The following is a 20,831-nucleotide window of genomic DNA, read 5'->3' as shown; positions in this document are numbered from 1 at the left end:
CCACCCTTGACGCCGCCCTCGCGCCATGGTGAGTATCCGCCCATGAGCACCGCCGTCCGCCCAGCCCGTCTTTGGTGGCGCACCTCCTAAAGAGGTGGCCGGTGCGATTTCATTTCTCAAAATCGCTAGAGGTCGCCACGCAGTGCGGCGGCCCGATCGTTTGTCCTGTGTGGCGTTCCCTCGGCAAGTTTCGTAAGAGGACGACATGAACAGGACAGTCTTTGCCCTCCCGGCCAGAAGTGAGTACGCGACGCGCGCGGGGCTTGCGATCACGCGCGTGGCGGAGCAATTTACCGGCGGCGCCAGCAGGCTCGACGACCTCATCAGCCTGCTCGACCGCCGCCGCGGCGTGGTGCTGTCCTCGGGCACGACCGTGCCCGGCCGCTACGAGAGCTTCGACCTCGGCTTCTCCGATCCGCCGCTCAAGCTCGAGACAGTCGGCGTCAATTTCAAGCTGGAAGCGCTGAACGCGCGCGGCCAGGTGCTCATCGCCTTCCTCGGCGACGTGCTGCGCGAGCCCTGCGTGGTGATCTCCGAGAAGACGGCGACGCGCCTTGCCGGCCACATCATCCGCGGCGATGCCCCGGTCGAGGAAGACCAGCGCACGCGGCGGGCCAGCGTGATGTCGCTGGTGCGCGACCTCGTCGCCGCCTTCTCCGCCAATGATGATGGCCTGCTCGGCCTGTTCGGCGCCTTCGCCTACGACCTCGTCTTCCAGATCGAGGACCTCGTGCAGAAGCGTCCGCGCGAGCAAGACCAGCGCGACATCGTGCTGTACGTGCCCGATCGCCTGCTGGCCTATGACCGCGCCACCGGCCGCGGCGTGGTGCTCACTTACGATTTCGCCTGGAAGGGCAAATCCACCGAGGGCCTGCCGCGCGAGACCGCCGACAGCCCGTACCTAAAGACGCCGCGCCAGGGCTTTGCCGATCACGCGCCCGGTGAATATCAAGCCACCGTCGAGACGGCGCGCGCCGCCTTCGCCCGCGGCGATCTGTTCGAGGCCGTGCCCGGCCAGCTTTTCGCCGAGCCCTGCGACCGCTCGCCGGCCGAAGTGTTCCAGCGGCTCTGCGTCATCAACCCGTCGCCCTATGGCGCGCTGATGAATCTCGGCGAGGGCGAATTCCTCGTCTCCGCGTCGCCCGAAATGTTCGTGCGCTCGGACGGCCGCCGCGTCGAGACCTGCCCGATCTCGGGCACGATTGCGCGCGGCCTTGATGCGATCGGCGATGCCGAGCAGATCCGCCAGCTCCTGAACTCGGAGAAGGACGAGTTCGAGCTCAACATGTGCACCGACGTCGACCGCAACGACAAGGCGCGCGTCTGCGTGCCCGGCACGATCAAGGTGCTGGCACGTCGGCAGATCGAGACTTACTCAAAGCTGTTCCATACCGTCGATCACGTCGAGGGCATGCTGCGCCCCGGCTTCGACGCGCTCGATGCCTTCCTCACCCATGCCTGGGCGGTCACCGTCACGGGTGCGCCAAAGCTGTGGGCGATGCAGTTCGTCGAGGACCACGAGCGCTCGCCGCGGCGCTGGTATGCCGGTGCGATCGGCGCGGTGAATTTCGACGGCAGCATCAACACCGGCCTCACCATCCGCACCATCCGCATGAAGGATGGCCTCGCCGAAGTGCGCGTCGGTGCCACCTGCCTGTTCGATTCCGATCCCGCCGCGGAAGATCGCGAATGCCAGGTCAAGGCCGCCGCGCTGTTCCAGGCGCTGCGCGGCGATCCGCCGAAGCCGCTCTCGACCTTTGCGCCCGATGCCACCGGCTCGGGCAAGCAGGTGCTGCTGATCGACCACGACGACAGCTTCGTGCATATGCTCGCCGATTATTTCCGCCAGGTCGGCGCCAGCGTCACCGTGGTCCGCTATGTGCATGCGCTCGACATGCTCAAGCAGAAGAGGTGGGATTTGCTGGTGTTGTCACCCGGCCCCGGGCGCCCTGAGGATTTCGGGATCAAGACAACAATCGACGCGGCGCTGGAGAAGAAGCTGCCGGTGTTCGGCGTCTGCCTCGGCGTGCAGGCGATCGGCGAATATTTCGGCGGCGAGCTCGGCCAGCTCACCCATCCCGCCCACGGCCGGCCCTCACGGGTGCAGGTGCGCGGCGGGCGGCTGATGCGCAACCTGCCGAACGAGATCGTCATCGGCCGCTATCATTCGCTCTTCGTCGAGCGCGACAGCATGCCGGAGGTTCTGAGCGTCACCGCCAGCACCGAGGACGGCGTCGCCATGGCGCTTGAGCACAAGACCCTGCCGGTCGCCGGCGTGCAATTCCACCCGGAATCGCTGATGTCGCTCGGCGGCGAGGTGGGGTTACGTATCGTCGAAAACGCGTTCCGGCTGGATGCTGGGGCGAATTGAGTATGACCGTCATTGCGAGGAGCCCGCGACAAAATTGCGAAGCAATTTTGCGCTGGCGACGAAGCAATCCAGGCTCTTGCCGCGGAGAAGATCTGGATTGCTTCGCTTCGCTCGCAATGACGGTGGAAAAGCCAGAGTGAGATAACCATGACCTTTGACCACGATCTGAAGGCGAGCGTCCGCACCATCCCGGACTATCCCAAGCCCGGGATCATGTTCCGCGACATCACAACCCTGCTCGCGGATGCGCGCGCGTTCCGCCGCGCCGTGGACGAGCTCGTCAATCCCTGGGCCGGCAACAAGATCGACAAGGTCGCCGGCATGGAGGCGCGCGGCTTCATCATCGGCGGCGCGGTGGCGCACCAGCTCTCGGCCGGCTTCGTGCCGATCCGCAAGAAGGGCAAGCTGCCGCATACCACGGTGCGCATCGCCTACTCGCTCGAATACGGCATCGACGAGATGGAGATGCATGTCGACGCGATTCAGCCCGGCGAGCGCGTCATCCTGGTCGACGACCTCATCGCCACCGGCGGCACCGCGGAAGGCGCGGTGAAGCTGCTGCGCCAGATCGGCGCCAACGTCGTCGCCGCCTGCTTCATCATCGACCTGCCCGAGCTCGGCGGCGCCGCCAAGCTGCGTGCGATGGACGTCCCGGTGCGGACCTTGATGACGTTCGAGGGGCATTGAGCGTGCTCGCCGCTACGGCGAGAGCCCGCGGCAAGCGCAGACCTGGCTAGGGCGGCGGCAAGCCGAAGGCCGGAAACAGCTCGGGCCCGAGCGGCCCCAGATAGACCGTCAGCGAGGCGATCCGGCCGTCCGCAGGCTCGATGACATGCAGCGAATGGGCGCGCCATGCCGGATCCTGATGGGTGCGCGCGTAGACACCGACAGCCGGCTGGCCGTTGGCGCCGATGGCGACCGCTCGGAAGCCGGCAAACCTGGTCCAGATGGTCTCGAAGAAAGCCCGAATGGCCGCGCGCCCCTGATACCACTCCCGCCATGGCGGCATGCTAAAGGTGGCGTCCTCCCGCAAGAGTTCTATGAAGCCGTCGAGATTGGCGGCCTGCCAGGTCTGCATGTAGCGCTCGAGCAGCAGTCCCTCCTCTCGGCTGGTCTGCGATCGACGGCGGGGACGTCCCTCGGGATATCGCGCCGCGAGGGTTGCGCGAGCCCGCTGCAATGCGCTGTTGATCGAGGCCGTCGAGCCGCCCAACAATCGCGCCGTTTCGACAGCCGACCATCCCAGGACGTCGGAAAGCAGCAGCGCGGCCCGCTGCCTGGGCGGCAGATCCTGGATGGCCGCGACGAAGGCGAGCTGCACGGCTTCGCGGGTCTCGTACCGTGCTTCCGGACCGGGCGTGTCGTCGGCGACGGCGGGAAGCTCCGCATCCGGGTAAGGGTCCAGCCAGGCAAGCTCGGCTGCGGGGCCGCCCGTGGCCCGCCCCTGCGAGGGAGGCTGTCCGGGCTGCTGGAGAAAGCGATGCGCCCTGGTCCTCGCCTTGAGAGCGTTGAGGCAGCTGTTGGTGGCGATCGTGTAGAGCCAGCCGCGGACCGAGCCTCGCCCGTCGAACTCCGACCGCGCGCGCCAAGCTCGCAGAAAGGTCTCCTGTACGAGGTCGTCCGCCTCGTGCAGCGATCCCATCATGCGGTAGCAGTGGAGCTTGATCTCGCGACGGTGGGCCGCCGTGAAATGCTCGAAGGCCAGTCGATCGAGGAGCGGCTGGCCTGGCTCGCCCAATGGCTCGAAAGGGCCAGGAGGGCCTGTCATGCTGGGCCTGCAGTGCTGAATTCGATCTGCATTCTGTGTGCCTCAGGCCGCCGGCGCAAGTCCGCTCCCGCTCACCATGAAGGAACTGCCCTCCGATGTCCCGGTGGCCAGGGCAACCACCGCCCTTCCCACATCGGCCGGCGTTTGCATGTCGGTCATGCCCGCGAGAACGTCCGCGGGCTGGATGCCCAGATAGCCGGCATAGCCGTCGACGCCGCCCTTGCCCACGCGGGTGCCGGGCATGATACGCATGGGGGCCAGGTCCATGAAGCGCAGGCCCAGTCTGAGCCGATCCGACTCCTTCTGGCAATGACCCGCCAGGAAGATCTGCGCGCGCTTTGCCCCCGCATAACCGCCGGCAAACGGCGGTCCGCCGCTGAAGGCCGCGCCACTGGAGATCTGGACGATCCGTGTTCCCGGCTTGAGCGGACCTCGCAGCGCCGCCCTGCAAAACAGGAACGACGCCTTGACGTCCGTTTCCCAGTTGGCGGAGAAGGCCTCCCAGGTCAGGTCCTGTATAGGCGCGCTGGGGGCAAGTGAGCCCGCGCAGATCACCAGGACGTCCGGCGCCAGCGCGGCGAAAACCTGCCCCGGCGCTGTATCCTGCGTCGCGTCGGCCGCAAGGGTTCTCAACCTCGGCGTCTCGTTCGCCAGCTCGGTCAGGGCTGCTGCTTCGCGGGCGACGGCCAGGACCGTCGCTCCCTCGCCGAGGGCGGCTTCCGCGATTGCGCGGCCGACGCCGCGGCTGCCTCCTACGACGACGACATTTTTATCTTGCAACGATCCCATGGATTACCCCCCTGTCCGGGCCACCCGGATCATTCCGGCGCGCCTATGGATCAGGACAGCGCAGGCGGGCCAAAATCATCGGTGCGCCAAAGAAAATGTCAGGCGATCGACACGGCCCGCGAAAAGCGCCGATAGGGTGCGCGGCTGGTAGTGAACGTGGCCGACTAGATCGCTTCGGCGTTGAGGTCCGACCGCCAATGCAGCATGCGGTCCTTCAGCAGCGCATCGCGGATGTAGCTCGTTTCCTCCTCGTCCAGCCGCTCGCACTCGGCGAATGTCAGGCCAGTGGCGCCATGCGCGTTCCACGCCGCTTGAAGGGCGCGGCAGGGATGCCCGCCCTGGCGCAGCGTGAACCAGATCCGGTTGGCGACCTTCTCGAGATCAAACGCCTGCCCGACCCAGGCTTCGCCTGTCGCCACGCAGCGGACGACGTAGATGCCGACGGCGGTCTTGCGCTCCTTGTAGGCGGCAATCGCGGCCTTTCGGTCGATGCTCATGGGCTTGGTCTCGCGAGGAAGGGTGTCACGCGAGGTCATACAAGCCGCCGGGCGGTCGGTCAATATTGCCCGGGTAAAATAAATCAGGACCGTTGCAGGATCAGGCTGAGCTCGAGCTCGCGGAAGGCGAGGTAGTTGCGCCGGATCCACTGATGCAGCTCGGTCGAAGAGTCCTTCTCCTGCCGCAGATAGCCGGTGAAGGAGAAATTCAGCCGGTCGATATACGTCTTCAGGAAACCCGGCAGCGCCGGCAGGCGGAACAGCCGGCCACCTCCCATCGCCGGCGGCAGTTCGCCGCGAACGACATATTCGTTGTCCACCGTGACCAGGTTCATCCGCGGGATCTGCGCGCGCAACGTCTCGTGGGCGCGGGCCGAGACACGGTCGGTGTCGGCGACGAACAGGATCTGTGGTGCCACATGCCGGCGCGCCGCCTCCTTCAACAGGCCGATCTCGTCGGTCATCTTGAAGAACTCGTCGAAGGCGTGGAAGCCGAGGTCGATGACCTTGGCAACACCGTCATCGACGATGACGCGGTCCATCAGCTGCATCTTGCCGTAAGTGTCGATCACGTCGGCGGTCTCGGTCACCTTCGGCAGGTAATCGAGCAGCGACGGCTCCTTCAGATTGACGTCGAAGGCCGCGACGTTGCCGTTCTTGAGCAGCAGGAATTCTGTCAGCAGCCGCGCCAGCAAGGTCTTGCCGACCTGCGGGCGAGGCGAGCAGATGATGTAGACGGGCGTTGCGGGCATCGACAGCCATTATCTGGGCCAACTCACTGCCCAATCCAGCCGTATCCGCCCGGGGTCCGCAACTATTTTTCGCTGTTGCGGGTAACGGATTTCGAACCAACGATGTCGGTCAGGCGGATGCGGTCGAACTCGCTCCAGACGTTGGCCAGCCAGTGCCGGACATAGCCGCGCAGCACGAACGAATAGTTCGCAGCCTCGTCGTTGATGCCCTTGTTGGCGACGAATTTCAGGAACGGCACGGAAGACACCTCGACCTGCTCATAGGCCATTTCGTTGAGCTTGGGGATGGTCAGCTCGGTCGCGTCCTTGATGCGGTGGAAGTATGAATTGTAGGTCGCCTGGTCCCATTGGAAGAACTGGGTGTCGTTGATGAAGTTCTTCACCAGGAAATATTTCGCGCCGGACATGAAGCCCGCGGTCTCCGCGATTTCCTCCAGCGAGGCGATCGAGGGTCCGAGGATGTGGAACACCGCGAAGGTGATCTGGCCCGCCTTGGCGGCGTCGAGGAAGCCAATGTCGCGCAGCGAAGCCAGCGCCGGCGAGAGCAGGCCGGCGCGGACGTCGATGACGGTGACCGAAGGGCTGACAGCGTTGAGCGTGTCGAAGATCTTCATCTGGTCGGCCGTCGTCGTCATGTCGACGATCTCGGTGATGTCGGGGTGGAAGCGCCTCAGGGTTCCGCGCGGAGACTCCGTGTCGAACGCCCGCGTCGGCACGTTGTTGGCCGAGAAATAATCGAGCAGTGTGCGCGATACCGTGGTCTTGCCGACCCCGCCCTTGTCCGCGCCCACCACAACCACTGCCGGCTTTGCCATTGCTGTCCCCTAACGCGCGCCCCCGATCGCGAGGTCGCAATCGGCCGGGCCCCAAATCGATGTCCGAAAAGACGTCCCGAGTCTGCTGTTGGGCGCGAACATGGCAGAAACAAGGGAGAATTCAATTCCTTGCGCTCCAGTCACGGCAATTCCCGAGGATATTCCCGATTGCCGGGAAACCTGCCGCATGAAGCGGCAAATCACGTCATCAGTGACGGCCCCACGGTCCCATCGGATTGGCTGCCGGGGCTCCAGAGGGGCTGGGCGCGGGAACGGGCGGCGGATTGGCGGGAGCGGGTGCATCGCTCCACGGCCCGTGCGAGAGCGGCGGCGGACCGTCCTGCGCCTCGGCCGGTTCGGTCTCGGGCTGTTCCGTCTCTTCGGTGGGGTCCGGCAGCGGACCGGGGTCATGGCCGCCGGCGAACTTGACCAGGGCGTCGACCCGGGACTGCACGGACGGGTGGGTCGCGAACAGATCGGCAAAGCCCTCGCGCGGATTGTCGACGCAGAGCTCCATCACCGCCGAGGTCGCGCCCGGCAGCTCGCCGCGATTCTCGATCTTGCGCAGCGCCGAGATCATGGCATCCGGATCTTTGGTCAGCTCGACCGAGCCGGCGTCGGCGAGATATTCGCGTGACCGCGACAGCGCGAGCTTCACCACCTGCGACAGCAGCCAGGCCAGCACGATCAGCACGATGGCGATGATGATGACGATGATCGCACCGCCCCCGGAGCTCTTGCTGTCGCTCGAGGACGAGGACGACCGCGAGGACGAGGAGGAGCCCGAGGACCAGGAGCCGCCGGAGCCGGAGCTCCAGTTCAGATTCGTGAACAGGCGGAAGAACAATTCGCCGAAGAAGCCGACCACGCCGGCGATGATGACGGCGACCACCATGAGCTGCACGTCGCCGTTCTTGATGTGGGTCAGCTCGTGGCCCAGCACCGCTTCGATCTCCTTGTCGTTGAGCGCATCGAGGAGACCCGTGGTGACCGTGATGGAATATTGCCGCGGATTGAGGCCGGTCGCGAACGCGTTCAGCGCCGGGCTCTCCATGATCTTCAGCTTCGGCATGGTGATGCCACGCGAGATGCAGAGGTTTTCTAGCAGATTATAGAGCCGCGGCTCTTCCTGCCGGGTGACGTCGTGGCCACCGGTCACGGCGTCGATCATCGACTGGTGGAAGAAATAGGCGATCGCGACCCAGCCGATCGCCGCAACGGTCGCGAAGGGCGCGGCCTTCAGCAGGTCGGAGAACGCCCGGGTCAGATAATAGGCGACCGTGCCGTTGCCGTTGATGACGACCTCGGCCACCAGCGCGCCGGCATAGACCAGCACGTAGACCAGCGCGAAGAGACCGGCGAGCAGCAGCATCGAACGAAACTTGTTCGAGGCGATGTGCGTGTAGAGACCATACGCGGCCATGACGCGGGTGCCCTGCCGGCCTATCGGCTCAAATCAGAACTTCACCTGCGGCGCCGCCTCGACCTCGGTGCGGCTGGCGCCGAGATCGAAGAAGTCCTTCCTGGTGAAGCCGAACATGCCGGCGAACAGAGCTGCGGGCATCTGCTGGATGCCGGTGTTGTATTCCTGGACTGCGTTGTTGAAGAAGCGGCGGCTGGCTGCGATCTTGTTCTCGAGGTCGGAGAGCTCGGATGCGAGCTGCTGGAAATTGGCGTTGGCCTTGAGGTCCGGATAGGCCTCCGACAGCGCGATCAGCCGGCCGAGCGCGCCGGAGAGCTGGGTCTCGGCCGCGGACACCTGCGCCGGGCCCTGCGCCGACATCGCCGAGTTGCGCGCCTTGATGACGTCGTCGAGCGTGCCGCGCTCATGCGAGGCATAGCCCTTCACGGTCTCGACCAGGTTTGGGACCAGGTCGTGGCGCTGCTTGAGCTGCACGTCGATGTCGGCAAAGGCCTGGCCGACGCGCTGGCTCAGCGCCACCAGGCGGTTGTAGGCGCTGAAGGCGAACAGCACGAGGACGACGATGACGCCGAGAACGATCCAGCCGGTCGACATGAAGAACTCCTGAAGAGGGAAGAAGGCGGGCGCTAGGGTAGACCAAATTGACGCGGGATGAGAGCCCGGCGCGGAGGGAAGGTAAGACTTGGTCGGATCAGGAACGGCCCGAGTTCAAGGCAGGCCCGGCCGGCGAAATTAACTTTCGGACATGACGGCATCGCCCCAGCGCCAGCGCCGCGCGTCGGCATAGGCCGCCTTGTCGCGCCGCGGGACTTTTGCCGGCGCAACCCCAGCCTCCGTGCAGAGCTTGGCCGTGATCTCGGCCTTGCCGATGTCCGGCGGCGCCAGCACGCGCGCGGCGCGGCTCGCGGGCGGGGTGCGGGTCAGTGCGACGTAGATGAAGCGCTCGTCCTCGAACGGCACCTCGGCGCCCTTGATCTGGCGGTGCGCCTGCGACCGCGGCAGGCGCTGGCTGAAATGGCACCAGTCGGGGGCGATGAGCGGGCAGGGCCTTTCGTGCGGGCATGGCGCGGCGACGAAGGCGCCAGCCGCGATCAACTGCTGGCGCAGCGCGAGGATGCGGGCATAGCCGGCGGGCGTGCCGGGCTCGATCACCACCAGCACGTGGCGCGCTTTGGCCCACATCGCTTCCGCGAGCTTGCGCTGATCGGCCTCGCCGAGCTCATTGATGACGTAGCTGGCGATGACGAGATCGGCTTGCGAGACTTCAGCAAGATTGCCGTTGGCATCGCCGGGCAGATAGCGGCAGTCCGCGAGGCGGGTGCTGTCGCGTGCGAGTTCGAGCGCGAGCCGGCTCAGCGTCGCATTGGCGTCGAGCAGCGTGAAGTCCTGCAGCGAGGGAAACGCCTCTGCGGCAGCCCAGCTGGCCGTTCCCGGGCCTGCGCCGACGTCGAGCAATGTTTCGGGGGCGAGATCAGGCGCGATCTCAGTGAGCGCATTGAGGCTGGCCGCCACCGCCGCGTAGGTCGCGGGCATGCGCGCCAGCGCATAAGCGAGCGCATCGGCTTCGGACTTGATCGTGCCGGAGCCGCCACCGGCGCGATAGGCGGTCGAGATTTTTTGCGAGCGCTGTGCCGCGTCGGTGCGGGAGAAGCCCTGGAGCTTGCCGTCGAGCGCGGCCTTCAGTTCAGCGGGGAGGGTGGGGGCGATCATCATCCGCGGTCATGCCCAGCGCAGGCGGGGCATCCAGTACTCCGAGACAGTGCCGTCAACCGAGAAGGCGTACTGGATCAGTCCGCTCCAGTGCGCAATTTGCGCACAAGGCGGATGATGACGTCAATGGGTGTGGCGCGAGCGTAAGCTCACGCCACGTTCTGGTCGAGAATGTCCACGGCCTCGGCGAGGCTCACCGACACCAGCTGCGAGACGCCGCGCTCGGCCATGGTGACGCCGAACAGCCGGTTCATCCGCGCCATGGTGATCGGGTTGTGCGTGATGATGATGAAGCGGGTGTCGGTCGAGCCAGTCATCTCGTGCAAAAGGTTGCAGTAGCGTTCGACGTTGTGGTCGTCGAGCGGCGCGTCGACTTCGTCCAGCACGCAGATCGGCGAAGGGTTGGTCAAGAACACCGCGAAGATCAGCGCCATCGCGGTCAGCGCCTGCTCGCCGCCCGAGAGCAGCGACAGCGTCTGCGGCTTCTTGCCCGGCGGCTTGGCGATGATTTCGAGGCCGGCTTCCAGCGGGTCGTCGCTCTCGATCAGGTGCAGCGCGGCCTCGCCGCCGCCGAACAGCTCGACGAACAGGCGTTTGAAGTGGTTGTTGACGACGTCGAACGAGGTCAGGAGCCGCTCGCGGGCTTCCTTGTTGAGGCTCTGGATGCCTTGGCGCAGCCGCTTGATGGCTTCGACCAGGTCGTCGCGCTCGGTGACGAGGCCGGTGTGCTGGGTCTCGACCTCGCGCAGCTCTTCCTCGGCGCGCAGGTTGACGGCACCGAGCCGCTCGCGGTCGCGGCGCATCTTTTCGAGGTCTTCCTCGATCTCGTGCAGCGGCGGCAGCTCGGCGCCGGGCTCGATCTCGGCAAGGCCGGCGACGGCCTGCGGCTCGACCTCGAGCATGTCGCGGATCTCGCGCTCGATGTCCTCCAGCCGGCGGCGGGCGCCTTCCATGCGCTCCTCGGCGCGGGCGGTGGCCTCGCGGGCACTCGACAAGGCTTCGAGCGTCAGCTTGGCGACACGGTCGGTCTCGGCCATTGCGGTTTCCGCGGTGGCGAGCGCGTCGGCGGCCATGCGGCGGTCGTTCTCGGCGTATTCGATCTCGGTGATCAGCGCGCTGCGCTTCTCGGCGAACACGGCGGGGGCGTTCTCGAGCTCGCTGCGCTCGATGGTGAGCTCGGCGATACGGGCCTGGATGGTGTCGATGTGGGAGGCCGCGCTCTCCTTGCGGTTCTGCCACTCGGTGCGTTCGGCGAGGATCGCCTGCACGCGGCGGTCGGCGAGCTCGGCTTCGCGTGCCAGCGCCTGCGCCTCGGCGCGGACCTGGGCGGCCATGCGGCGGCGGCCTTCGATGTCGCTGCGGACCGCGGCGAGCTGGGTCTCGGTGTCTTCGCTCGACGGCAGCTCGCCGATGCCGGCCTCGGCATATTCGTAGGCGGCCTCGGCTTCGGCGCGGTCGGCGGCGAGGCGGCTGTGCGCTTCCGACAGCGTCGCCTTGCGCGCGGCATGTCGGCTGATCTCGCGTTCGGCATTGGCATGGCGCTCGCGCGCGACGTTCAGCTCGCGCTGCGCGGCACGCCAGGCTTCGCGGCTGGCGCCTTCGGTGCTGGCTGCCATCTGCAGCTCGGACTCGGCGTTCTCCAGCGCCTGGCGCTTGATCTGCGCGTCGATGCGAGCCTGCTCCAGCTCGTTCTCGATGTCGACGAGGCGGGCGCGCTCGGCAAGGCGCCGTGCCGCGCCGGTCGGCGCATGCGCGGCGGCGACGAAGCCGTCCCAGCGCCAGACGTCGCCCTCGGGCGAGACCAGCCGCTGGCCGGTTTTGAGCTGCGACACCAGCTCGGCACCGCGCTCGCGCGGGACGACGCCGATCTGCGCCAGGCGGCGCGCCAGCTCGGCCGGCGCCTGCACATGGTTGGAGAGCGGAACGGCGCCTTCGGGCAGCTCCGGATCGCCCTCGGTGTGTCCGACATTGGTCCAGCGCATCGGCGCCGACGGGTCGATCGGCGCATCGAGGTCGTCGCCGAGCGCAGCGCCGATCGCTTTTTCAAAGCCCTTGTCGACGGTGATGCCGTCGATGATCGGCGGCCACAGATTCTTGGTCTCGCCGTTGACGATCTTGGAGATCGTGCGCGCCTCGGTCTCGAGCCGCTGCACGCGCTTGTCCGCTTCGACCAGCGGCGAGCGCGATGATTCCAGCGTCTGGCGTGCCGCGACATGCGCAGCTTCGCTCGCCTGCGCCGCAGCTTCGGACGCGGCCAGCGTCTGCTCCGCGGTCTCGACCGTCGCGGTCAGCTCGTCGAGATCGCCGAAGCCGCCGGTCTCGGCGGCAAGCTTCTGCTCTTCCGCGGTGACGTTGGCGATCTCCTGGTCGAGACGGGCGAGCTTGTCGCGGTGGGTGCGAACGTTGGCTTCGAGCTGGTTGCGCTTGGCAGTGAGGTCGGCGAGCGCGGTGGTGAGCTCGGCGAAGCGCTGCTCGGTCTCGGTCAGCACCGCCTCGGCTTCGGCGACGCGCTCGTCGACGCCGGAGCGTTTCTCGACGCGCGACTTGATCTCTTCCTTCAGCTCCGCATCTTCCGCGTCGAGCCGCTGCAGCGCGACGTCGGCATCCATGGTCTGCTGCTGGGCGCGCGAGATGTCGCCCTCGAACTGGGCGAGGCGGCGCTCGAGCTCGGCGACGCGCTCCTTGGCGCGCTCTTCCTCACGGTCGAGCTGCTCGCGGGCATTGGTCAGGCGCTGCAGCCCGGCCGCGGCGCGCGCTTCAGCGTCGCGCAGCGCCGGCATTTCGGCGGCGCGGATCGCCTGGATGCGGGCGGCCTCGGCCTGGTGCTGGGTGCGCTCGGCCATCTCGCGCACGGCGAGGTCGTGGGTCTGGCCGGATTCGTTGACGTCCGCATGGGCGCCGATCCAGCGCAGATGGAACAGCGTGGCCTCGGCCTTGCGGACCTTGGCCGCGACCTCGCGATAGCGCACGGCCTGGCGGGCCTGCTTCTTCAGGCCTTCCATCTGGCCGGAGAGCTGGCCGATCACGTCCTCGACGCGGGTGAGGTTGGTTTCGGCGGCCTTCAGACGCAGTTCGGCCTCGTGACGGCGGGCATGCAGGCCGGCGACGCCGGCGGCGTCTTCCAGCACACGGCGGCGCTGCTCGGGCTTGGCCTGGATGATCTCGCCGATCTTGCCCTGGTGGACGAGTGCGGGCGAGCGCGCGCCGGTGGCGGCATCGGCGAACAGGATCTGCACGTCGCGGGCGCGCACGTCGCGGCCGTTGATGCGGTAGACCGAGCCGGCCTCGCGTTCGATGCGGCGGGAGATTTCCAGAAGCTGGCTGTCGTTCATCGCCGCCGGCGCGGTGCGATCGGCATTGTCGATCGTCATCGTCACTTCGGCGTGGTTGCGCGCCGGACGGTTGCCGGAGCCGGCGAAGATCACGGCGTCCATGTCGGAGGCGCGCAGCGACTTGTACGAGGTCTCGCCCATCGCCCAGCGCAGCGCTTCGACGAGATTGGACTTGCCGCAACCGTTGGGGCCGACCACGCCGGTCAGGCCGGGCTCGATGACGAAGTCCGTGGGCTCAACGAAGGACTTGAAGCCGTGAAGTCGCAGGCGGGTGATTTTCATAAGCACGCATCTCTGTTGGCAGGCGCGAATCCCCCTGCCGGGACAATACCATGGAAGGCAATGTCGCTATCCGGGCGAGTCGCGCGAGGCGCCTCATGCGGCTGGACAATGGCCGCGGTGCGCCGCGAGGGCAACCGGCGAAAGCCGCTTTTCCCAAGGGATTTATGCCGGGAAAGATACGGCTTTCGAGATGCGAATCAGGATCTTGACGAGCGAATCAGCTCTTCAGAAGCGGGTTGATCTTCTTGGCGAACTCCTCGAACGAGGCCTCGCCCTTGATCTTTTCGCCGTTGATGAAGAAGGTCGGCGTCGAGTCCACCTTGAGCACGTCGCTGGCGTATTTCTGGTCGGCGGCGATCTTGTCGAGCAGCGCCTGGTCCTTCAGGCAGGCTTCGACCTGCTGCTGGGTGAGGCCGGCCTGCTTGCCGATCCGCGTCAGTGTCTCGGTGGTGTTCTTCGTCACCCAGTCGTTCTGCTGGCGAAACAGCATGTCGGTGACCGCGAAGTATTTCGGCGCGTCGTCCTTGGCGATGCAGCGCGACAGCATCGAGCCGGCGGCGGCTTTGATGTCGAGCGGGAACTCGCGGAAGATGTAACGCACCTTGCCGGTGTCGATGTATTCCTTCTTGATCTTCGGGAACACCTGCTCGTTGAAGGCGGCGCAGTGCGGGCAGGTCATCGAGGCGTATTCGGTAATGGTGACGGCGGCGTCCTTCGGGCCGAGCGCCATGTCGGGCAGCGACACCGGCTTGGCCACATCGGCGGCCGACTGCGCCATCGCGTCCGAGATGAACCGCAGCGGCGAGAGCCCGGTCAGCGCTGCAAGCCCGGTCAGCGACAGCATCGTGGTGAAGGCGCGGCGGGTGATGATCAAGGTCGGCTCCCGGGATTGGCAAGGTTCGCCCGAGGTTCCGGCTCGGACGGCCTGTCGCTAGCTTGAAACGTCGTTTGAGGCAATGGCGGGCGCTGCGGACAGGTCCAGTTTGGCCGCGGAATGAGGCTCAATTTCGCTTGATGGCGGCCCCGAGGCGCGCCAGCGCCGTCTTCAGTTCTTCATCATCGATGTCGGTCAGGGTCTCCGCCACCTTGGCGACGGCCTTGGGGTCCGGCGGGCCGGGCCGCTTCCGGGCCTGCGGCCGCGACAGCGGCGCCTGGCGGAAGGCGAGCTTGCCGACCGCGCTCCAGCCGAAGAAGCGGTTGACCCGCTCCAGGATCACGTCGGCCGAGTGCTGGATCTCCAGCGCCATCGGCCCCTCGACCCGCAGCACCAGCGTTGCCGGCTCCTGCGGCTGCCCCTCGACCGGCCGCGGCCATTGCATCTTGAGCGGCTCGGCATGGGCCGCGATCTCGGGACCTGCAATCTGCGCCCACCGCGTCACCAGCTCGCGCGCCGCAAAGCCCTGCTTGGCATAGGCCTCGGCGAAGACGTCGTCGAGCAGGATCCCGAGCGGTTTTGCGCTGATGGGGCCGGGCTTGAAGATGGGACCGGATTTGGACATGGGGCCTTATAGCACTTTGGACGTCGGGCCACAGACCCCCCGAGGCCCGTCATGGCCGGGCTTGTCCTGGCTTGTCCCGGCCATCCACGTTCTTGCTGCGAAGAAAGACGTGGATGCCCGCGACCAGCGCGGGCATGACGTGGAGAGGCCAGTGCATTGCCGTTACAGTGAGGAATGAGCCCCAGATCCGTACGCAAGCCGAAGTCGGAACCTTCTCAGCCGGAGACCTCATCGCGCCCGGTCGCGCTCCTGCAATGGTACGACCGTCACCGGCGCCGACTGCCCTGGCGCGCCGCGCCGGGCGAGGCGTCCGATCCCTATCGCGTGTGGCTGTCCGAGATCATGCTCCAGCAGACCACGGTGAAGGCGGTCGGCCCCTATTTCGAAAAGTTCGTCGCGCGCTGGCCAGACGTCACCGCGCTGGGACGCGCCTCGCAGGACGACGTGCTGCGGATGTGGGCGGGGCTCGGCTATTATTCGCGCGCACGCAACCTCCATGCCTGCGCGGTCGCGGTGACGCGCGAGCATCGCGGCGTGTTTCCGGATACCGAGGAGGGGCTGCGCGCGCTGCCGGGGATCGGGCCCTATACGGCGGCGGCGATTGCGGCGATCGCGTTCGACCGCCGCACCATGCCGGTCGACGGCAATATCGAGCGCGTGGTGTCGCGGCTGTTCGCCGTCGAGGAGGAGCTGCCGCAAGCCAAGCCGCTCATCCAGCAACTTGCCGCGACGCTGCTGGCGGATTCTCGCGCCGGCGACAGTGCGCAGGCGCTGATGGATCTCGGCGCCTCGATCTGCACGCCGAAGAAGCCGGCCTGCTCCCTGTGTCCGTTGAACGAGGACTGCACGGCGCGCGCGCAAGGCACCCAGGAGACGTTCCCACGCAAGGCGCCGAAGAAGAGCGGGACGCTCAGGCGCGGCGCCGCTTTCGTGGTCACGGGCGGCGACGAGCTGCTCGTCCGCTCGCGGCCGGAAAAGGGCCTGCTCGGCGGCATGACGGAGGTGCCGGGCTCGGACTGGCTCGCCGGCCAGGACGATGCAGCGGCGAAGCAGCAGGCGCCGGAGCTGAAGGGATTGTCACGCTGGCAGCGCAAGGTGGGCGTCGTCACCCACGTCTTCACGCATTTTCCGCTGGAGTTGGTGGTCTATACCGCGAAGGTGGAAGCCGGCACCCGCGCTCCCGAGGGCATGCGTTGGGTGCCGATCGCAACCCTGGCCGGCGAAGCGCTGCCGAACGTCATGCGCAAGGTCATCGCGCATGGTTTGGGTCTCTAGGATCCATCCTGCTGACAGCAGGCTGTCAGCAGCCTTGCGCTAACAGGGAGCAAAGGAGATATCGCATGGTCAAGACCGCGCTCGATAACTTCCGTAGGCCGCCCTGCGCCGAGCTGCTCGGCTGGCGCCTGCTCGATGCCCGCCCGCAGGAGGGCTGGATCAAGCTCGGTTTCGAAGGCAAGCCGGAATTCTGCAACCCGGCGGGTTTCATCCAGGGTGGCATGCTCTCGGCCATGCTCGACGACACCATGGGTCCGGCGGTGCTGGTGATGAGCGAGGGCCAGCTCTACACCACCACGATCAGCATGACCGTGAATTTTCTCAGCCCCGCAAAGCCCGGCCCGATCATCGGCGAAGCCAGGGTGACGCAGCTCGGCAAGACCATCGCCTTCGTCGAAGCCAGGCTGATGACGGAGGACGGCACCGTGCTGGCGACGGCAAGCGCCAGCGAGCGCCTGCTGGAGGCGGCGAGGGTGGTCGGTAAATAGATTCTCCGCGGGAGCCTCTTCCCTTCTCCCCTTGCGGGAGAAGGTGGCGCGAAGCGCCGGATGAGGGGTATCTCTCAGCGAATTCAAATGCGAGTTGGACTCGCGGAAACAACCCCTCACCCGAGTGAGTCTGCGTTGACCAGCGCCGCGGCCCTCTCCCGCAAGGGGAGAGGGCGCATCAACGTGCATCTCGCTCTTTGGAGTATCATGCCTTCAGGCGTGCGTCTTTGCTCACGATAGGCGGCTTCGCATTCAGCGCCTCGACCTGGAAGCCTGCGACGCGCTTGTAGTTGGCGGCGATGTCCTCCAGCTCCTGCTGCGACAAGACGTCGGTGACCACGTTGTAGCCATCGGGCGCGCGCTCCTCGACCAGCTGCATCACCTGCTCGGGGCCGTTCTTGCGGTTGAGCAGGACGAGGTCGGTCGTCGCGGGACGCCGCTCGGCTTCATAGGCGAGCAGTGCCGCCTGCGTCGGGCCATGCGCCAGGATTTCGCGCGTGATGACGCGCGCGTCGAGGATCGCCTGCGAGGCGCCGTTCGAGCCGATCGGGTACATCGGATGCGCGGCATCGCCCATCAGCGTGACCTTGCCGAAGGTCCATTGCGACACCGGATCGCGGTCCACCAGCGGATATTCATAGGCGTGCGGGCAGTTCCTGATCAGGGCGGGCACGTCGAGCCAGTCGAACGTCCAGCTTTCGAACCAGGGCAGGAACTCTTCCAGCCGCGCGGTGCGGTTGTAGTCCTCGCGCCGCCACTGATAGGTCGGCGGCATGTGCCGCTCGGCGACCCAGTTGATGAGGTGGTTGCCCGCCGCATCCGGTTCTTTCGAGATCGGATAGCAGACGAATTTCAGGATCTCGTGGCCGGCCATGATCATGGTGCGGCCCGTCAGGAAGGCCTTTGCCGGCGTGACGCCGCGCCAGAGGATGCGGCCGTTCCAGATCGGCGGGCCTTCGTTCGGATAGAGCTTTTCGCGCGCGGCGGAATGGATGCCGTCGGCGGCGATCAGGATTGCGCCCTCGTACGTGCCGCCGGCCTTGCCGGTCGCCCTGTCGACGAAGTCGGCGCGCACGCCGCCCGCCGTCTCGCTCCAGCCGGTCAGATGATGGCTGGTGAGGATGTTGTCACGGCCGAGCCGCTCGACAGCGGTGTCGAGCAGGATCTGCTGGAGCGTGCCGCGATGAATCGAGAATTGCGGCCATTTGTAACCGGCCTCGAGGCCGCGCGGCTCGCTCCAGATCGGCTTGCCGTGCTTGGAGAAATAGGCGAGCTCGCGCGTCCGCACGCCGCTGGCGTCCAGCCTGTCCAGCAGGCCGAGCTCGATCAGCTCGCGCACCGCATGCGGCAGCACATTGATGCCGACGCCGAGCGGCTTCAGTTCCGCGACGCTCTCGAACACTTTCACGGGAACGCCGATTTGATGCAGGCTGAGCGCAAGCGTGAGCCCGCCGATGCCGCCACCGGCGATGAGTACGGTCATGACAAATCCCCCTCCGATTGACGGCGTCTTCGCACAGCCAGGCGGCCGTGGGCAACTGCGAACAGGCCGCCTATGGACGGCGCGGCGGTGGACCGTTAACCTCCGGTTTTCCCCATGAGGTCCGACATGCTCAAGCTCTACTACGCCACCGGCACCTGCGCGCTCGCCACCTACATCACCCTGGAAGAGGCCGGCGCCGACTACACCGCCGAACGGCTGAGCTTCAAGGACAACCAGCAGAACAGCCCGGACTATCTCGCCATCAACCCGAAGGGCCGGGTGCCGGCGCTGGTCACCGACCGCGGCGTGCTGACCGAGACGCCGGCGATGCTGGCCTATCTCGCGCAAACCTTCCCCAAGGCGAAGCTCGCGCCGCTCGACGATCCCTTCGACTTCGCGCAGGTGCAGTCGTTCAACTCCTATCTCTGCTCGACCGTTCACATCAACCACGCCCACAAGATGCGCGGCGCGCGCTGGGCGACGGAGGAGAGCTCGTTCGCCGACATGAAGGCGATGGTGCCGAAGACCATGGCCGCCTGCTTCAAGCTGATCGAGCAGAAGATGTTTCGGGGCCCCTGGGTGATGGGCGATCAATACACGGTCTGCGATCCCTACCTCTACACGCTCTCGACCTGGCTCGAAGGCGACAGCGTCGACATCAATGCGACGCCGAGGATCGCCGATCACTTCAAGCGCATGACCGATCGTCCCGCGGTGAGCAAGGTGATGGCGGCGCAGAAGGCGTAAGGCCGCGCGGCTGTCGTAGCTCTTGTAGGGTGGGCAAAGGCGCAGAGCGCCGTGCCCACCATCTTCCCAAGATTGCAACAGAAGTGTGGGCACGCTCCGCTTTGCCCACCCTACGGGAGCTTCCGCCTGGCTTGCTCCAGCTCCCGCCCGGTCTCCAGCATCAGCCGCCGCAGCCAGATCGAGCCGGGATCCATCTGCGCGCGCGTCGGATGGAACATGAACTGCTCGTCGATCCCGGGATCGAGCGGCGGCGTCACCGCGACGACGCCGAGCTGCTGCGACAGCGCGGCGATCAGCCGGCGCGGCACGAAGGCGACGAGATCGGTGCGCGCGGCGACGTGCAGCGCTTCGAGATAGCCTGACACCACCAGCGAAACGTGCCGCTCGATGCCCTTGGCTCGCAGCCAAGTGTCGATCAGGTCCTCCTGCTGGCCGCGGATGATGACGCCGACATGGCGCGCGGCGAGGAAGGTCTCGCGCCGCTTCAGCTTCGCGGCCATGGGGTGGCCGCGCCGGACCGCAAGCGCATCGCTGTCGGTATAGAGCAATTGCCGGTGAAAGCCCTTGAAGGCATTGCCGATCGAGATCACGAGGTCGATGGTGCGGGCGAACTCGGCGTGGAAGATTGCCGGTCCCCGCCACGGCACCACGTCGATGCGGACATTGGGGGCAAGGCGCGTGACTTTCGCCATCAACTTCGGCATCAACAGCTCGACCGCGAGATCCGGCATCATCAGGCGGAATTGCCGCTCGCTGCGCGCGGCATCGAAGTCGTCAGGCACGAACAGCCCGCGCACCTGGTCGAGCGCCTGCGCCAGCGGTGCGCGCAGGGCCTGGGCCCGGAGCGTCAGCTCCATTCGTGCGCCCGTGCGCACCAGCAGCGGATCACCGAAGATGTCGCGCAGGCGCTGCAACGCGTGGCTCGTCGCCGGCTGGGACAGGCCGATCCTCATGGCCGCGCGGCTGACATTGGCCTCGCGCAGCAATGCGTCGAGCGCGGTCAACAGGTTGAGGTCGAGCGAATGCAAATTCATGAGGTGAATAGATATCATATTTCATATCGATTTGAAGAATGCCGTCGGCCCGGCGATGATCTCCGCGTTGTCACCACGAGGAGAATGCCGCCATGAACGCGAGCGCCAACAAGAAACTGCTGCAGGATATCTTTGCCGCGGCCGCCAATCCCGATCCCGCCGCGCGCGACCGCGCCCTGTTCACCGCAAGTCTCGCCGACGACGCCAAATGGGTCGTGACGGGGCAATATTCCTGGTCGCGCACCTTTGCCGGCAAGGAGGCGATCCTCAAAGATCTGCACGGCTATGTCCGCACGCGCCTGCGCGACCGCACGCGCACCGTCGCCCATCGCTTCATCGCCGATGGCGACATCGTCGTCGTGGAAGCCAAGGGCGACAACGTCACGCCCGAGGGCGCACGCTACGACAACGACTATTGCCTGGTGTTTCGCCTGGAGGACGGCAAGATCAAGGAGATCCGCGAGTACTGCGACTCGGTCCTGACCGAGAAGGCGCTCGGCCCGTTTCCGCAAGCTCCCGCGAGGGCGGCGAGCTGACTGGCTTGAGCACGATCTGGTCTGCCGGCT

General features: G+C 66.5%; 19 protein-coding genes. 6 read left to right on the top strand and 13 right to left on the bottom strand.

Features of this window, described 5'->3' with window-relative positions; genetic code table 11:
- Positions 1–205: 205 nt before the first annotated feature.
- Both ACNJYA_RS31645 and ACNJYA_RS31640 read left to right on the top strand, forming a co-directional pair.
- Positions 206–2,371, top strand: a complete 2,166-nt coding sequence (locus ACNJYA_RS31645; protein WP_439401295.1) for an anthranilate synthase component I — start codon at positions 206–208, stop codon at positions 2,369–2,371.
- A gap of 147 nt (positions 2,372–2,518) precedes the next feature.
- Positions 2,519–3,058 (top strand): adenine phosphoribosyltransferase, encoded by a 540-nt coding sequence (locus ACNJYA_RS31640; RefSeq protein WP_011085277.1) that lies wholly within the window; start codon positions 2,519–2,521, stop codon positions 3,056–3,058.
- A 46-nt stretch (positions 3,059–3,104) separates the two neighbouring features.
- Here ACNJYA_RS31640 and ACNJYA_RS31635 read toward each other — a convergent pair whose 3' ends face one another.
- From ACNJYA_RS31635 to ACNJYA_RS31585, 11 genes are all read right to left on the bottom strand, one after another.
- Complete coding sequence (locus ACNJYA_RS31635; RefSeq protein WP_439401294.1) at positions 3,105–4,139, bottom strand: RNA polymerase subunit sigma-70; 1,035 nt, start codon at positions 4,137–4,139, stop codon at positions 3,105–3,107.
- 42 nt (positions 4,140–4,181) lie between these two features.
- Positions 4,182–4,928, bottom strand: a complete 747-nt coding sequence (locus ACNJYA_RS31630) for an SDR family oxidoreductase (RefSeq protein ID WP_439401293.1) — start codon at positions 4,926–4,928, stop codon at positions 4,182–4,184.
- A gap of 164 nt (positions 4,929–5,092) precedes the next feature.
- Positions 5,093–5,425 (bottom strand): GIY-YIG nuclease family protein, encoded by a 333-nt coding sequence (locus ACNJYA_RS31625; protein ID WP_212259063.1) that lies wholly within the window; start codon positions 5,423–5,425, stop codon positions 5,093–5,095.
- An 83-nt stretch (positions 5,426–5,508) separates the two neighbouring features.
- Positions 5,509–6,177 (bottom strand): hypothetical protein, encoded by a 669-nt coding sequence (locus tag ACNJYA_RS31620; protein ID WP_439401292.1) that lies wholly within the window; start codon positions 6,175–6,177, stop codon positions 5,509–5,511.
- 62 nt (positions 6,178–6,239) lie between these two features.
- Complete coding sequence (locus ACNJYA_RS31615; protein WP_172785921.1) at positions 6,240–6,992, bottom strand: hypothetical protein; 753 nt, start codon at positions 6,990–6,992, stop codon at positions 6,240–6,242.
- A 208-nt stretch (positions 6,993–7,200) separates the two neighbouring features.
- Entirely contained in the window at positions 7,201–8,415 is a 1,215-nt protein-coding gene (locus tag ACNJYA_RS31610) for a M48 family metallopeptidase (RefSeq protein WP_439401291.1), read from the bottom strand.
- A 33-nt stretch (positions 8,416–8,448) separates the two neighbouring features.
- Positions 8,449–9,009 (bottom strand): LemA family protein, encoded by a 561-nt coding sequence (locus ACNJYA_RS31605; protein WP_212259065.1) that lies wholly within the window; start codon positions 9,007–9,009, stop codon positions 8,449–8,451.
- Between the two features lie 138 nt (positions 9,010–9,147).
- A complete protein-coding gene (locus ACNJYA_RS31600) occupies positions 9,148–10,128 on the bottom strand; it encodes a small ribosomal subunit Rsm22 family protein (protein ID WP_439401290.1) in 981 nt (326 codons plus the stop codon).
- Between the two features lie 146 nt (positions 10,129–10,274).
- Positions 10,275–13,739: a chromosome segregation protein SMC gene (gene smc / locus ACNJYA_RS31595; protein WP_439401289.1), complete on the bottom strand. Its 3,465-nt coding sequence runs from the start codon at positions 13,737–13,739 to the stop codon at positions 10,275–10,277.
- A gap of 217 nt (positions 13,740–13,956) precedes the next feature.
- Positions 13,957–14,613: a DsbA family protein gene (locus tag ACNJYA_RS31590; protein ID WP_439401288.1), complete on the bottom strand. Its 657-nt coding sequence runs from the start codon at positions 14,611–14,613 to the stop codon at positions 13,957–13,959.
- A gap of 127 nt (positions 14,614–14,740) precedes the next feature.
- Positions 14,741–15,238, bottom strand: coding sequence for a DUF721 domain-containing protein (locus tag ACNJYA_RS31585; RefSeq protein WP_212259069.1), 498 nt, complete (start codon positions 15,236–15,238; stop codon positions 14,741–14,743).
- Positions 15,239–15,412: 174 nt separating this feature from the next.
- On the opposite strand from ACNJYA_RS31585, the gene mutY reads away from it, so the two are divergent.
- Complete coding sequence (mutY, locus tag ACNJYA_RS31580) at positions 15,413–16,513, top strand: A/G-specific adenine glycosylase (RefSeq protein WP_439401287.1); 1,101 nt, start codon at positions 15,413–15,415, stop codon at positions 16,511–16,513.
- A 65-nt stretch (positions 16,514–16,578) separates the two neighbouring features.
- A complete protein-coding gene (locus tag ACNJYA_RS31575) occupies positions 16,579–17,001 on the top strand; it encodes a PaaI family thioesterase (protein ID WP_439401286.1) in 423 nt (140 codons plus the stop codon).
- Between the two features lie 205 nt (positions 17,002–17,206).
- Here ACNJYA_RS31575 and ACNJYA_RS31570 read toward each other — a convergent pair whose 3' ends face one another.
- Positions 17,207–18,484: a flavin-dependent oxidoreductase gene (locus tag ACNJYA_RS31570; protein WP_439401285.1), complete on the bottom strand. Its 1,278-nt coding sequence runs from the start codon at positions 18,482–18,484 to the stop codon at positions 17,207–17,209.
- A 126-nt stretch (positions 18,485–18,610) separates the two neighbouring features.
- Between ACNJYA_RS31570 and ACNJYA_RS31565 the strand changes: the two genes are divergently transcribed.
- The gene (locus ACNJYA_RS31565) at positions 18,611–19,231 is read left to right on the top strand and encodes a glutathione S-transferase family protein (RefSeq protein ID WP_172785933.1); all 621 of its coding nucleotides are present in this window, start codon (positions 18,611–18,613) and stop codon (positions 19,229–19,231) included.
- A 110-nt stretch (positions 19,232–19,341) separates the two neighbouring features.
- Here ACNJYA_RS31565 and ACNJYA_RS31560 read toward each other — a convergent pair whose 3' ends face one another.
- On the bottom strand, positions 19,342–20,265 hold the full coding sequence (locus tag ACNJYA_RS31560) for a LysR family transcriptional regulator (protein WP_439401284.1): 924 nt from the start codon (positions 20,263–20,265) through the stop codon (positions 19,342–19,344).
- A gap of 92 nt (positions 20,266–20,357) precedes the next feature.
- Here ACNJYA_RS31560 and ACNJYA_RS31555 point away from each other — a divergent pair, with 92 nt between their 5' ends.
- Positions 20,358–20,801, top strand: a complete 444-nt coding sequence (locus tag ACNJYA_RS31555) for a nuclear transport factor 2 family protein (protein ID WP_212259074.1) — start codon at positions 20,358–20,360, stop codon at positions 20,799–20,801.
- Positions 20,802–20,831 lie beyond the last annotated feature (30 nt).

Origin of the sequence: Bradyrhizobium sp. BLXBL-01 (genome assembly GCF_051853025.1) — a bacterium.
Lineage (GTDB): Bacteria > Pseudomonadota > Alphaproteobacteria > Rhizobiales > Xanthobacteraceae > Bradyrhizobium.
Note: the sequence above shows the minus strand (reverse complement) of the source record. Positions and strands in the feature narration are given on the sequence as shown.